The organism is Kitasatospora sp. NPDC101108 (genome assembly GCF_055584725.1).
Map to the genome: position 1 here is coordinate 291485 of NZ_JBVJLM010000010.1, position 13599 is coordinate 305083.

A 13599-nucleotide genomic window follows, 5' to 3' on the forward strand; every position below is an offset into this window, starting at 1 on the left:
TTTAGCGACGGGCCGGCCCGGATCCACTCCGACCCAGGACCACGCAAGCCACCGCTCCGACGGGGGTTCCGTGGCAACTGTGGAGGATGACGCCGTGTCGGGTCGCAGGGGTTCCACCGAGACCGAGAATTCGCCGCACCGGGCCGGTGGACGCAGGGCCGCCGGCCGCCCGGCCGACCCAGCAAAGGGCGGGACGGACAAGGACGGGACGAACAAGGGCGGGACGGACAAGAACATATCCGACGCCCGCCCCACCAGCCGGGCCAAGCCCAAGCGCAAGCGCAGCACCAAGCAGAAGGTGCTCTGGGTCACCGCCGGCTGCACCGCCCTCCTGGTGCTCGCCGGCGGTGCCGTCTACTACCGCCTGAACAGCAACATCAACACCTTCGACGGCGACGCCCTCAGCAAGGACCGCCCGGAGGCGGCCGCCCCGGACGCCCAGGGCCGCACTCCGGTGAACGTCCTGCTGATCGGCTCGGACAGCCGCGGCCACGGCAACAGCGACCTGGGCGGCGGCGGGGACGACGGTGCCCGCTCGGACACCGCGATCCTGCTGCACATCTACGCCGACCACAAGCACGCCGTCGGCATCTCGATCCCCCGCGACTCCCTGGTCAACATCCCGCCGTGCAAGCTCCCCAACGGCAAGTGGACCAAGGAGCAGACCAATGTGATGTTCAACAGCGCCTTCTCGGTGGGCAACACCGACCAGGGCAACCCCGCCTGCACCCAGAACGCCGTGGAGAAGCTCACCAACCTGCGCGTCGACCACACCGTCGTGGTGGACTTCAGCGGCTTCGCCTCGATGACCTCGGCGGTCGGCGGCGTCGAGGTCTGCCTGCCGAACAACGTCTACGAGGGGGACCTCAACCCCAACCTCGGGCACAAGGGCAAGCAGATCTTCGCCAAGGGCAAGCAGAAGGTCGAGGGCCAGGCCGCACTGGACTACGTGCGGGTCCGGCACGGCATCGGGGACGGCTCCGACATCGGCCGCACCAAGCGCCAGCAGGCCTTCCTCTCCTCCCTCATCAAGCAGGTCAAGGACCGCGGCATGGACCCGACCACCCTGCTGCCGCTCGCCGACGCGGCGACCAAGTCGCTGACCGTCGACCCCGACCTCGGCTCGGCCGCCAAGCTGATGTCCTTCGCCATGTCGATCAAGGACGTCAATCTGCACGACGTCAAGTTCCTCACCGCGCCCTGGCGTTACGAGGGCCCCAGGGTCGCCCTGGTGCACCCCGACGTGGACCAGCTCTGGGCCGCGCTCAAGGCCGACCGCACCATCGACGGCCAGGACGCCAGCGCCCAGAGCCCGGCCGCCACCGACTCCGCCGCCCCCAGCGCCCCGCCCACCACCGAGGCGGCGCCCACCCCCGCCGCGGACGCCCGGAACGCGGCGATCAAGGTCGCCGTGCTCAACAGCACCGGCGAGAGCGGCCTCGGCAGCAAGGGGGCCGAAGCGGTCAAGGGCGCCGGCTACACCGTCACCACCGTCGGCAACGCGGCCGGGAAGCCGCGCAGCACCACCGTGGTCGAGTACGGCACGGGCGAGCGCAGCGCCGCCGAGTCGGTCGCGAAGCTGTTCCCGGGAGCGACCGTCCAGCCCGGCGGCCACGGCCTGAGCGTGGTGCTCGGCCACGACTTCGCCGCCGCCAACCCGGCCTCCGCCACCACCTCTGCGCCCGGCGCCCCCAGCGCCCCGGCCCCGCTGCCGACCAGCGTCAGCGGCACCGCCCGCTCGGCGGACGACGACCCGTGCGCCAACGTGTCGTACGGCTGAGCCGCGCCGCGGCGACGACGAACGGGCGGGGTGCCCGCGGACCCGGAGTCCGCGGGCACCCCGCCCGTTCCGGCTACCGGCCGCTCAGCGCCTCGTCCCGCAGGACGGGCAGAACGCGGCCCCCTCCGGCACGTCCTTGTGGCACTGCCCGCACTGGACCGGCTGCGCCAGCCTGAACCCGCAGCCCGGGCAGAACGGTGTGCCGTGGGTCTCGGTCCGGCACTGCGGACACACCAGTTGGGTCGGCGTGCGGACGTCGAACTCCGCCCCGGCCTGCTGGCCGACCTGGTACGCCCGGTCCGTCACCATGTCGTTGAGGCCGCGCCGCTGGGCCGCCGCCGCCTCGGCCGCGGTGTCGGGGGCGCAGGTGAAGCACAGGCCCTGCTCCGGGTTGAAGCAGCGGCCGCAGACGTAGTGGGTGCACCGGGCGCAGCGGTTGAAGTGCGACTGGGCGTTGGCTATCGCGCGCTGGAAGGCGGCGTCCCGCGAGGTGCCCCAGGTCTGGCCGGCCAGGCCGTCCGCGGCGTTGCTGATGGTGTTGGCGTTGCCGCCGATGAGGTTCCAGGCCGCGTTGACGCCCTTGCCGATCCAGCCCGCCACCTGACCGGTGGTGAACCGCTCGAAGGGCGAACGCCAGGTGTCGGAGCAGCGGTAGCAGTAGAACTCGAACTGGAAGCCGGCGCCCGTGCCGTACTTCTCGCACAGATCGCGGTAGTTGTTGCTGAAGTAGATCTCGGAACTCACGTCGTCCCCGGTTGCTCAAGTGGCCTGTCGGCAGTCGCTCAGTCGCTCCCAGGGACGACGGGGGTCTCCGAACGGTTCCACCAGGAATCTCCGACACGCTCTTCACAACTCCGCGTCACAACTCCGCGGCTCAGCCGGTCCTGCGCCGTGACCGCCGGCGCCGCCACAGCGCGATCGGCACCACACCGGCCAGGGCGAGCGCCGCCGGGGCCGGGGGCGCCTGTTCCGGCAGGGCGCCCGCGGCCCGCGAGGGCACCTTGTCGAAGGTGTCCGGGACGGGCAGGGTGGACCAGTTGGAGATCGGCCACGCGACCACGAAGGCCCGGCCGACCACGTCGTCCACCGGCACGAAGCCGTCCCCGGTGAGGTTGTGGTGCGGGCGGGAGTCCCGCGAGTTGTTGCGGTGGTCGCCCATCACCCACAGCTTGCCCTTGGGCACGGTGACGGTGCCGACCGGGTCGTTGTCGCAGGGCGTCGCCCCGGGGAACAGGTACGGCTCGTCCAGGGCGACGCCGTTCACCTTCACCGGGCTGCCCGCGTTGCACTCGACGGTGTCCCCGCCGACCGCGATCACCCGCTTGATCAGGTCCTTCTCGTCCGCCGAGGGCATCAGGCCGACGGTGCTCAGCACCTTCTGCACACTGCCCATGACGCCGTCGTCCTTCGGCGCCGTGTCCTCCAGCCAGCCGCCCGGATCGTGGAAGACCACCACCTCGCCGCGTTCCGGCTCCGCGCCGAACCACGGGGTGAGCTTGTCGACCAGCACCCGGTCGCCGATCTGCAGGGTGTTCTGCATCGAGCCGGAGGGGATCGAGAAGGCCTGTACGAAGAAGGTCTTGATGCCGAGCGAGAGCAGCAGGGCGATCACCAGCAGGATCGGCAGCTCCTGCCAGAACGGGCGCTTCTTGCGCGCGGGCCTGGCACCGGCGCCGGGGGTCTCGTCCGGCTCGGCCGCCGGCTTCTGCTCCGGTCCGGCCGCCGGCCGGTCGCCCCCCGTCCCGGTCCCGCCCGGTCCGGTCGTCGGCCTCTCCTCGGTTCCGCCGCTCTCCCCGGACTCCGTACTCTGCTGCACACTCATCTGATCGGCCCCTCCCGACGGCCCGGCGGGAGCCCGAAGCGGGGACTCCCTGACAGGGAACGAACCTACCGAACTGAGGTTCCCGGGCGCGCCCTGACGTGGATGCGCTCGCCCTGCGGGCCGAACAGGCTGAGGAACTCCACCGGCTGCGAGCCGGCGTTGCCGAAGGCGTGCGGGGTCCGGGTGTCGAACTCGGCGGCCTCACCGGCCGTCAGCTCCAGGTCGTGCGGGCCGAGCACCAGCCGCAGCCGCCCGGAGAGCACGTACAGCCACTCGTAGCCCTCGTGGACCTTCAGTTCCAGCTCCGGTCCGGTGTTCCGGCCGGGCGGCACGATGTGCTTGTACGCGTGCAGACCGCCGAGGTGGCGGGTGAGCGGGACGATGGTCTGGCCGTTCCTGGTCACCGGGCGCGGGTGGATGCGGGGGTCGCCGGTGGCCGGGGCGCCGACCAGTTCGTCCAGCGGCACCCGGTACTCCCGGGCCAGCGGCAGCAGCAGTTCCAGGGTGGGCTTGCGCTGCCCGGACTCCAGCCGGGACAGGGTGCTGAGCGAAATGCCGGTCGCGGCGGCCAGTTTGGCGAGCGTGGAGCCGCGCTCCCGGCGCAGGGCCCGCAACCGGGGACCCACCGTGGTGAGGACGTTCTCGAACTCTTCGTCGGCCATGCCTGCTATTCGCCGGGACGGCAAGGGTGTTTGTCAATCCGGCACACCGGTGACGTCTGTCCCGGGAGCTGCGGAGCACGCGGCGGGGCCCGGTGGCGATCCGCCGGTCGCCACCGGGCCCCGTCCTCCGCGTTCCCGCTTTCCGGACTTCCAGTCACCGGGCCCGGCTGACCGGCGCGTCACACCGGCTCTTCGGGCGCTACCGGTACTCGCGCAGCCGGGGCCGCACCCCCAGCGCGGTGAGCCCCAGCGCCGCCGCCAAGAGCGCCCCGGCCAGGGCCGCCGCGCCGCCGTCGAGGTCGCTGTCGGTCGCCGAGACCGCCGTGTCCATCGCCGTCCGGTTGATCGTGATGGTGTCCTCCATCGCCGCGCTCAACTGCCCGAACTGGTAGTTGGACTGTCCCTTGGCGAGCCCGGTGTTGAGCGTGATCGCCTCCTTGGACTTCCCCGCGTCGTGCAGGTCCCGCATCCGGCGGTCGATCACCTGGTACTCCTGGAAGGCGCCCAGGACCCGCTCGGCGGCCTCCTGTTCGCCGGGGAAGGTGATGTTGCGCAGCTCGTTGCCCAGGAACCCGCCGAAGGGGACGACGGAGCCGTCCGCCCGGTGCCGGTCGAGGGCGTCCCGCAGCTGGGAGCCGTAGCTGCCCGTGGTCGCGCCGTCGAGGTGGACCACGGCCTGGCTCTGTTCCAGGTAGGCCTGCTCCCACACGGCCGCGCGACCCGGATCGATCAGGTAGCGGCTCTCGTCGGCGTTCATGTCGTACGCGACGGCGCGGGCCCGGCTGAGCGCGATCACCGAGTCGTAGGCGTTGCTCTTGGCCGTCACCAGGTGGTCCTCGGTGCGGCCCACCAGGGACAGCCCGGTCACCAGTACCACTCCGGTCAGCAGGGTGACGACCGCCAGCGCGGGGTTGACCACCCGGCGGTAGCGCACGGCCAGCACCCGCTGGAGCCCGGACAGCGCCGCGAGGGCGAGCAGGCCGACGGCGAGCAGCCACCACCAGCCGTTGCCCAGCGCGTCGCGCTGCTGGACGTAGACCCGGTCCACGGTGGCCTCGTTGGCGGCCGTGACCTGGTCGGCGGCGGGCAGCAGTTGGTTGCGCAGCAGGTCGGAGGCCTGTCGGTAGGCGTCCAGGGCGGCGGGCGAGGGCCGGCCGGCCGGAGCCCCGGCCTGTTCCTCCAGCAGCTGGGCGCGGGCCACCAGGGCCTCGTAACTGCCGAGCCGGCCGAGCACCAGTTGGACGGCGCGCTGCCCGGCCGGGTCGTCGGCGGAGGACTCGGCGGCCTGCTGGAGGTCGTCGTCGGCCTGGTCGCGGCGCTGCTCGTAGGTGTCCAGGGTCTGCTTGCGCAGCGCGGTGTAGTCCTGGTCGTCGCCGACCAGCAGCAGGTTGGCGGCCTGGGCGTCCATGTCGCTGAGCGCGAAGTAGAGGTCGGCGGCGCGGGTGGCCTGCGGGGCGGCCCGGTGGCCGATGGTGTCGGTGCCGTCGCGGGCGCCGCCGAGGACGGCGGTGGCGGTGGCGCCGAGGCCGAGCAGCGCGGCCAGGCTCAGCGCGGTGAGGGCGCGCACCAGGCGCGGAGTGGTCCAGTGGGCGCGGCTGGTGACCGTCCGGAGGTCCCGGCCGAGGCGCCGGGCCCGGGAGCCGGCCGGTACCCGCGGCCCCGGTGCCGGCCCGGGGCCGTCGTCCCCTTCCGCGGTCCCGTCCTCCGAGCTGGCCGGGCTTGCGGAGCCGGCCGGAGTGGCCGAGGCTCCCGAGGTTCCCGATCCGCCCGCTGTCGAGGTGGTCATGACGACACGTCCCTTTCCCCCGTCGCACGGCCTGCCGGGGCCCCGGGATGGGGCCCGGACGCAGAACCGTTTCTCTCCGCCGCGCGACGCTAGTGCCCACCACCTGCGGCAGGACACTCCCTGACGCCTCCTTGACGCCTCCTTGACGGCGCCGACCGCCGACCTTGACGCTTCCTTAGCGCCGGCCGGAGGAGTGCGCGTACATACCCTCGGGCCCGCGGCGGCGTCAACCCGCCTGGCCCGCCGGAACGTTCGTCCAGCTGGAGCGATTACGGACCGGCGCCGCCGCCACTACGCTACGTCGCATGACTTCTTCGGAGACGGCCCCCGGGCGGGGCACGGCGGTGGTGATCGGCGGCGGGCTGGCCGGCGTGGTGGCGGCGTGGGCGCTGCGGGGCTTCGCCGAGCGGATCCTCGTGGTGGAGCGGGACCGGTACCCGGACGAGCCGGTGTTCCGGGCCGGGGTGCCGCAGGGACGGCACGCGCACCTGGTGCTGGAGGCCGGCCACCGGGCACTGGAGGAGCTGATGCCCGGCATCAACGAGGAGTTGAGGGCCGCGGGCGCGCACCGGGTCTCCACTTCGGGCGACCTCAAGTGGCTCAGCTCGGCCGGGTGGATGATCGACTACCCCGCCCGGATGTCCTTCCTCTCCTGCACCCGGCCGGTGCTGGACAAGCTGGTGCTGGACCGGGTCCGCACCGAGCCGTCGATCGAGTTCCTGGAGGGCGCCGACGTGGTCGGCCTGCTCGGCTCGGCGCAGGCGGTGACCGGCGTGAAGGTCCGCGAGCGCGGCGGGGAACGGGGCTCGGAGCGCGGGGACGTCCGGGATGTCCCCGCCGAATTGGTGATCGACGCCTCCGGCCGCTCGACCTCCGTGCCCAAGTGGCTCACCGAACTGGGCTGCCGCCCGGTGCCCGAGGAGCGGGTGGACGCGGGCGTCGCCTACGCCTCCCGCCTGTTCCACCGGCCCTCCGGTGTCGACCTCGGCCACCAGGCGATCTACCTCCAGACCAAGGCCCCGGACAAGCCGCGGATGGGCGTGCTGCTGCCGGTGGAGGGCGACCGCTGGATCGTCAGCCTGGCCGGGATGCGCGGCGCCGAACCCGAGCCCGGCGAGGAGGGCTTCACCAAGCACCTGTCCCAACTGCGCGACCCGGGCCTCCAGGAGATGCTGCTCGGCGCCGAACCGGCGGGCGAGGTGCGCGGATTCCTGCCCGGCCCGGGTGTGCGGCGGCACTACGAGCGCAGCTCCCCCGCGGGCCTGGTGGCGGTCGGCGACGCCGCCAGCACCTTCAACCCGGTGTACGGCCAGGGCGTCACCGTCTCGCTGTTCTGCGCCCAGGTGCTGCGCCGTGCGGTCATGCGGCACGGCGGCGTCGGGTCCGACACGGCCCGGGACGCCCGGCGGGAGATCGCGGCGGTGTCCAAGAACGCGTGGATGATGTCCTGCGCCGAGGACGTCCGCTTCGCCGCCACCACCGGCGGCCCCACCGGAGCCCTGATCAAGCTCCAGCACCGCTACCTGGACAAGGTGCTGCACGGCGCGACCCGCAATGCCGAGGTCACGGCGGCCTTCCACGAGGTGCTGTCCCTGGTCGCGCCGCCGACCCGGCTGTTCCACCCGTCGGTGGTGGCCGCCGTCCTGCGCGCCTGACGGCCGTCCCGTACCTCCGGCACGGGGTGCCGCGTCGGCCCGCCGCCGGTGCGGCACCCCGTACGGCCACCGCCCGCTCCGGGCGCTCCCGTTAATTCGGGTGCGTCCGTTCCGGCCGGCCGCTACCCTGACCGACATGTCTACGCCCCGAATTTCCTAGCTGACGGACCCGCCTCCACGCCACCCGTGTGTCCGTCAGCTGTTTCGGAGCGTTATCCCATGATCACCACCCGTGGTGTCGACGTGCGCGTCGGCGCCCGCCTGCTGCTGTCCGACGTCACCCTGCACATCGCCCCCGGCGACCGGATCGGCCTGGTCGGCCGCAACGGCGCCGGCAAGACCACTCTGCTCGCCACCCTCGCCGGGCAACTGCCGCCCGCCGCCGGCACGGTCACCCGAACCGGGCCGGTCGGCTACCTCCCGCAGGACTCCCGCGCCGCCGACCCGGCCGTCACCGTCACCGACCGCATCCTGTCCGCCCGCGGTCTGGACGCCGCCGTGCGCGCGCTGCGCGCCGCCGAGGAGGCGATGGCCCTGGCCGGCTCGCCGGCCGAGGAGCGCCGGGCCATGGACGCCTACGCGCGCGCCGACGCCCGGTTCCAGTCCCGCGGCGGCTACGCCGCCGAGGCCGAGGCCGCCCGGGTCGCGGCCGGGCTCGGGCTGCCCGCCCGGGTGATGGACTCCCCCGTCGGCACGCTGTCCGGCGGCCAGCGCCGCCGGGTCGAGCTGGCCCGCATCCTCTTCGCCGACCACGGCACCCTGCTGCTGGACGAGCCCACCAACCACCTGGACGCCGACTCGATCGCCTGGCTCCGCGGCTTCCTCGCCGGCCACCAGGGCGGACTGGTCCTGATCAGCCACGACCTCGGCCTGCTGGCGGACACCGTCAACCGGGTGTTCCACCTGGACCCGCAGCGTGCCGTGATCGACGTCCACAACACCGGCTGGCAGGCCTATCTCGCCCAGCGCGCGGCCGACGAGCGCCGCCGCACCCGGGAGCAGGCCAACGCGGAGCGGAAGGCCGCCGCCCTGCACGCCCAGGCCGACCGGATGCGGTCCAACGTCGCCACCGCGACCACCGCCCGCAGCATGGCCCGCCGCGCCGACCGGATGCTCGCCGAGCTCGAACCCGTCCGGCAGGCCGAGCGCACCGCCCGCATCCGGCTGCCCGAGCCGGCGCCCTGCGGACGGATGCCACTCGGCGCGATCAGCCTCGCCAAGGCCTACGGCGGCCGGACGGTGCTGAGCGGCCTGGACCTCGCGGTGGACCGCGGCAGCCGACTGGTCGTGCTCGGCCTCAACGCCGCCGGCAAGACCACCCTGCTGCGCGTCCTGGCCGGCCACGAGCAGCCGGACTCCGGCCGGGTCGTCCCCGGCCCCGGCCTGCGGCTCGGCTACTTCGCCCAGGAGCACGACACCCTGGACCCCGCGCTCAGCGTCCGCGACAACCTCGCCCTGGCCGCACCCGACCTGACGGACGGTGAACTGCGGACCGTCCTCGGCGCGTTCCTGTTCCGCGGCGACGACGCCGACAAGCCGGCGGGCGTCCTGTCCGGCGGGGAGAAGACCCGGCTGGCCCTGGCCGCGCTGGTCCACTCCGGGGCCAACGTGCTGCTCCTGGACGAGCCGACCAACAACCTGGACCCGGCCTCCCGGGCGGAGGTCCTGGCCGCGGTCGGCACCTACCCGGGGGCGATCGTGATGGTCACCCACGATCCGGGTGCCATCGAGGCGCTGCGGCCGGACCGGGTCCTGCTCCTGCCCGACGGCGACGAGGACCTCTGGCACGACGAGTACCTGGACCTGGTCGCCCAGGCCTGACCTCCCGCCCGGCCCGCCGGCCTCCCCGGCGGGCCGAGCCGCAGGCGTCGGCGGGCCGGGGGGCAGGTACCGGCGGGTGGCCAAGTGGTCGGCCAGCAGCCGCTGGTAGCCCCAGGAAGGACGGTCCTCGGTGGCCCGGCCGTCCAGCCAGGAGAAGTCCCAGCCGTCCACGGACACGGACCCGGCCTCGGCGATCAGCTCTTCGAAGGTGCACATGCGGGCGTCATCGCGGCGGTGGCGCCGTACTGCCAGCGGATCGGGGGCCGGTCCGGTACCGCAGCACCGTGCCCACCCGAACCTCCAGGGCTCCGGCCGCGATCAGCCCGCTCACCGGCTCCGGGCCCCCGCCGTCCGCCTCGAAGGCGAGCAGCACTCCCGGTTCCTCACCGCACTGCCGCTCGATCAACTGCCGTTCCTCGGGCGTCGGCTCGCGGAACACCGGGTCCTGGAAGGACGCCGGGCAGCGCACGTACAGCGGGTCGGTGAGGACCAGCTCCAGGCCGTGGTGGTAGCAGAGGTCGTGACCGGCCGCCAGCCGCAGCTCGCCCGGACGCCAGGAGTACACGTCCCAGTCCCACCAGGACCCTTCCGGCAGGTCGATCACTCCGGCCACCGGGGCACGCCGTCCGCCACCTCCGCGATCGCCGGATGGCGGACGGCCTCCAGTTCGGCGTCGGCGAGCAGGTCGGCGATCAGGGCGGGCGGGCCGAAGACCTCGGTGGCGCTGAGGTCCCAGTTGGTGAGGACGAACCAGGAGCGGTCCACCGGCCACCAGTGCGCGGGGAACTGTCCGCCCTCCGGCCAGGCGTCGTGGTGGGCCACCGCCTCGTCAAGTCGGCCGCGGTGGGCGGTCACCGGCCGCAGAAGGTCCTCGATCTCGGCCGAGGCGAAGCGGCAGTCCGTCGCCGACCCGTCCGCGCTGTGCCGGGCCAGCACCTCCACCAGCCGGGCGAGGCACTCGCGGTCCGGCTCCCCGATCCGCGGGCCCTCGACCTCGCCCGGGAGCGCGACGCGCTCGTCGAACACCAGGTGCGACAGGGTGCCCGGCCAGCCGGCGAGGCGCCGCCCGGCGCCCGCGAGCGCCTCGGACCACCGCACCCGGCGCCCGTCCACCCGCAGCGTGTGCAGCACCCAGCAGCGGTCGGCGAAGCCGGGCCCGGGCCAGGACCCGTCCGGCTCGTAGCCGAGGACCGCCTCCCCCGCTTCCAGCAGCGGACGCAGCCCGTCCACCCCGTCCTCGTCCGGCAACCGTTCCACGGTCCGCCCCTTCCCCCCGGCCCCGGGACCGGGGCGTCGAAAACCGGTACTCCGTGCCGGTACGTCCGGGCGAGGATAGCGCCCACCGGCTCACCCCCTCCGCGGCCGCGGCAGCTCCGTTACCGCCTCCGCGACCCGCGCCGCGCCGTCCTCCCCAGCCATCCGGCCGGCCACCGACTCCGCCCGGTCCCGGTACGACCGGTCCCCGACGGCCTGCCGGATGGCCTCGCCCAACCGGGCCGCGGTCAGGCCTGCGAAGGGTACCGGCCCGGTGGCCGCACCGAGCCGGGTCAGCCGGACCGCCCAGAAGGGCTGATCGGCCGTCACCGGAACGGGCACGCTCGGCACCCCCGCCCGCAGGGCCGCGGCCGCCGTCCCGGCGCCGGCGTGGTGGACCACGGCCGCCATCCGCGGGAACAGGAGGGAGTGCGGCAGCTCGCCGACGGTCAGCACGTCCTCCCCGTCCGCGGCGAGCCCGGCCCAGCCGGACTGCAGCACACCCCGCACGCCCGCGTGCCGCAGCGCCTCGACCGCGAGGCCGCTGAGCCGCTCGCCCTGACCGCCCGCCATGCTGCCGAACCCGATGAACACCGGTGGCGGACCGGCCCGTAGGAAGTCCTCGACCTCCGCCGGGAGCCGCTGGCCGGCCGGGACGTGCGGCCACCAGTTGCCGACCACCGTCAGCCCCTCCCGCCAGTCCGCCGGGCGCGGCACGAGCGTGGGACTGAACCCGTGCAGGACCGGCCAGTTCGCGGCTTCCACCGCCCGTCGGCGCGCCGCCTGGGAGCACGCGGGCAGCCCCAGCCGCGTCCGCAGCCGCCGCGCCGCCCCCGCGTGCAACCGGTCCACCACCCGCTGGCCGAGCGCACCGGCCGCCCGGTTGCCCCAGCGGCCGAGCGAGCGCCCCGGCCCGACCACCGGCGGGAACTCCCCGGTCGGCAGCGTGGGTTGGAGGTACACCCCGAGGCTCGGCACGTCCATCGCCTCGGCCAGGTGCCAGCCGAGCGGTGCCGTCGTCGTGGCGAGCAGGAGCAGATCAGCGCCCGGAGCGGCCGCCTCGGCGAGCCCGTCGCCGAGCCGCTCCACGAAGGCGGCGGCCCGCGCCATGAGCGAGGAGCGGGCCTCGGGCTGCTCCCCGTCGGCCGCCCTGCCCCGCGGATCGACCGGCAGCGGACGGAACTCCAGGCCGCTGCCGCTCACGGAGTCACCGAAGATCTCCGGCGCGGCGAGGGCGACCTCGTGCCCCTCGCCGAGGAGGCGGACGCCGAGCCCGGTGTACGGGGCGACGTCGCCGTACGAGCCTGCGGCCATCACCAGGATCCTCATCGCGCCACCCCCGGACGGCCCGCCCCGGCGCGCCGCTCGGCGTTGGCACCGATGGCGCCGCGGAGGTAGCCGGCCAGCCCCGGGCGCTGCTCGGCCGGTGGCACGACGAGCGCGAAGGCGCGGGCGTCCGCCTCGTAGTCGTCGGCGATCCGGCAGTGGGTCTCGGGCGGGCAGGGCGTGAACCAGCGGATGATGTGCCGGCGGTGCTCCTCGGCGAGGTCCAGTACCTCCTGGTGGTCGGCGGGCAGCCCCCGGTCGAAGGCGGCGAGCAGCCGCCCGCGCCAGTCGGCGGCCTCGGCCATCAGGCGCCGCCAGTCCTCCTTGGTGTGGGTGGCGGCGCGGGCCAGGGCTTCCTGGTGGCCCTCCCGGTCACCCCACTTGAGGTGGGCGTCGGCGGCGTAGCTGAGGTCGAAGACCACGTCCCCGAAGACCTCGAACCGCTCCTCCGGAGTCAGGTCGATCCCGGTGCGCTGGACCTCGATCGCCCGTTCCGCGACGTCCACCAGCTTCTGCAGGCGGGCGATCTGCTCGGTGAGGGCGTCGCGCCGGGCGAGCAGGTGGTCCAGCGCGTTGGCCTGCGGGTCGGCCAGGATGGTGGCGATCTCCTCCAGCGGAAAGCCGAGTTCCCGGTAGAAGAGGATCTGCTGGAGCCTGGCGAGGTCCGCCGCGCCGTAGAGCCGGTAGCCGGCCGGACTGCGCTCGCTGGGCGACAGCAGCCCGGACCGGTCGTAGTGGTGCAGGGTCCGCACCGTGACTCCGGCGAATCCGGAGACCTGCCCGACCGACCAACTCATGGTTCCTCCCGACGATCCCTGCGTCCTTGCATCCGTGCGTCCGTACGTCCGCGTCATCACGTCAGTACGTTCGCGCAGCGGGCAGCCGGGGTGCTGCGCCGAGCCCCACCCTGCAGCCTGACGTGGGGTGAGGGTCAACACGCGCAGCCCGTCGGCCCGCGCCGGGCGCCGACCGCGCGGGCACCGGTGACACCCTGTCGCTGCTGTTCACCCCCTGGGGCGAGGGCCTGGTGCGCTCCTGGTACCGCCGTGCCCTGGTCGAGCTGAGCCGGCTCCCGCACGTGCGCCGGGTCGCGATCGCCGGCCGGCCCTGCGGCACCGCCCGCCCCTCGCCCGTTCCTCCCCGTGACCGACCGTGCACGGTGAGGAGCGGCCGCCCGCTCACCGGGCGACGGGCTGCGCACCTCCCTAGCCTGGTAACCGAGAGGAGGCGAAACAGCATGCTCGGAGACGGACCGCTGCAAGCATTGACGTCCTCCCGGCCCTAAAGGACCGGGATTCCTGCCACGGTCGTCTGACCGTCTCGGTGGGTTCCTGCTTCACGGCGCTGTGCCGGGACGAGTCCCGGTCTTACCCGCGCTCCACAGGCGTTTAGCCTGTCCGCCCGTCCGGCGGCCAGGATGTTGCGTGCGGCGTTCACGTCGCGGTCGTGGACGGTCTCGCAGTCCCCACACGTCCACTCGCGGACGCCGAGGG

The 13599-nt window shown here is 74.0% G+C and carries 12 protein-coding genes and 2 pseudogenes; 4 read left to right on the forward strand and 10 right to left on the reverse strand.

All coding sequences use genetic code 11. The features are described 5' to 3' along the window. The first annotated feature begins 94 nt into the window (after positions 1-94). Entirely contained in the window at positions 95-1780 is a 1686-nt protein-coding gene (locus ACZ6Z8_RS23165) for an LCP family protein (protein ID WP_465611965.1), read from the forward strand. Positions 1781-1864: 84 nt separating this feature from the next. Here the strand turns inward: ACZ6Z8_RS23165 and ACZ6Z8_RS23170 are convergent, their stop codons facing one another. From ACZ6Z8_RS23170 to ACZ6Z8_RS23185, 4 genes are all read right to left on the reverse strand, one after another. Continuing rightward, positions 1865-2524, reverse strand: coding sequence for a double zinc ribbon domain-containing protein (locus ACZ6Z8_RS23170; RefSeq protein ID WP_465611966.1), 660 nt, complete (start codon positions 2522-2524; stop codon positions 1865-1867). Positions 2525-2654: 130 nt separating this feature from the next. Then, complete coding sequence (gene lepB, locus ACZ6Z8_RS23175) at positions 2655-3602, reverse strand: signal peptidase I (RefSeq protein ID WP_465611967.1); 948 nt, start codon at positions 3600-3602, stop codon at positions 2655-2657. 65 nt (positions 3603-3667) lie between these two features. Next, positions 3668-4264 carry a helix-turn-helix domain-containing protein gene (locus tag ACZ6Z8_RS23180; RefSeq protein ID WP_465611968.1) on the reverse strand — a complete coding sequence of 199 codons (597 nt, stop codon included), beginning with the start codon at positions 4262-4264 and terminating at the stop codon, positions 3668-3670. 199 nt (positions 4265-4463) lie between these two features. Continuing rightward, positions 4464-6050, reverse strand: coding sequence for a hypothetical protein (locus tag ACZ6Z8_RS23185; RefSeq protein WP_465611969.1), 1587 nt, complete (start codon positions 6048-6050; stop codon positions 4464-4466). Positions 6051-6355: 305 nt separating this feature from the next. Here ACZ6Z8_RS23185 and ACZ6Z8_RS23190 point away from each other — a divergent pair, with 305 nt between their 5' ends. After that, positions 6356-7705, forward strand: coding sequence for an NAD(P)/FAD-dependent oxidoreductase (locus ACZ6Z8_RS23190; protein WP_465611970.1), 1350 nt, complete (start codon positions 6356-6358; stop codon positions 7703-7705). A gap of 219 nt (positions 7706-7924) precedes the next feature. Next, a complete protein-coding gene (locus ACZ6Z8_RS23195) occupies positions 7925-9526 on the forward strand; it encodes an ABC-F family ATP-binding cassette domain-containing protein (protein WP_465611971.1) in 1602 nt (533 codons plus the stop codon). A 78-nt stretch (positions 9527-9604) separates the two neighbouring features. Here the strand turns inward: ACZ6Z8_RS23195 and ACZ6Z8_RS23200 are convergent. The 5 genes and pseudogenes from ACZ6Z8_RS23200 to ACZ6Z8_RS23220 form a co-directional block, all read right to left on the reverse strand. Beyond that, a pseudogene (locus ACZ6Z8_RS23200) lies at positions 9605-9742 on the reverse strand (SAM-dependent methyltransferase); the annotation flags it as partial. A 7-nt stretch (positions 9743-9749) separates the two neighbouring features. Continuing rightward, entirely contained in the window at positions 9750-10130 is a 381-nt protein-coding gene (locus tag ACZ6Z8_RS23205; RefSeq protein ID WP_465611972.1) for a hypothetical protein, read from the reverse strand. Next, positions 10127-10783, reverse strand: a complete 657-nt coding sequence (locus ACZ6Z8_RS23210; protein WP_465611973.1) for a hypothetical protein — start codon at positions 10781-10783, stop codon at positions 10127-10129. The genes ACZ6Z8_RS23205 and ACZ6Z8_RS23210 overlap by 4 nt, the downstream gene beginning before the upstream one ends. A 90-nt stretch (positions 10784-10873) precedes the next feature. After that, a complete protein-coding gene (locus ACZ6Z8_RS23215) occupies positions 10874-12109 on the reverse strand; it encodes a glycosyltransferase (RefSeq protein ID WP_465611974.1) in 1236 nt (411 codons plus the stop codon). Next, positions 12106-12903: a MerR family transcriptional regulator gene (locus ACZ6Z8_RS23220; protein ID WP_465611975.1), complete on the reverse strand. Its 798-nt coding sequence runs from the start codon at positions 12901-12903 to the stop codon at positions 12106-12108. Before ACZ6Z8_RS23220 ends, ACZ6Z8_RS23215 begins: the two co-directional genes overlap by 4 nt. 179 nt (positions 12904-13082) lie before the next feature. On the opposite strand from ACZ6Z8_RS23220, the pseudogene ACZ6Z8_RS23225 reads away from it, so the two are divergent. Further along, positions 13083-13202 (forward strand): annotated as a pseudogene (locus ACZ6Z8_RS23225) (STM4011 family radical SAM protein); the annotation flags it as partial. 185 nt (positions 13203-13387) lie between these two features. Here ACZ6Z8_RS23225 and ACZ6Z8_RS23230 read toward each other — a convergent pair. Beyond that, the coding region (locus ACZ6Z8_RS23230; RefSeq protein ID WP_465611976.1) for a zinc ribbon domain-containing protein at positions 13388-13599 on the reverse strand (212 nt) is incomplete at its 5' end.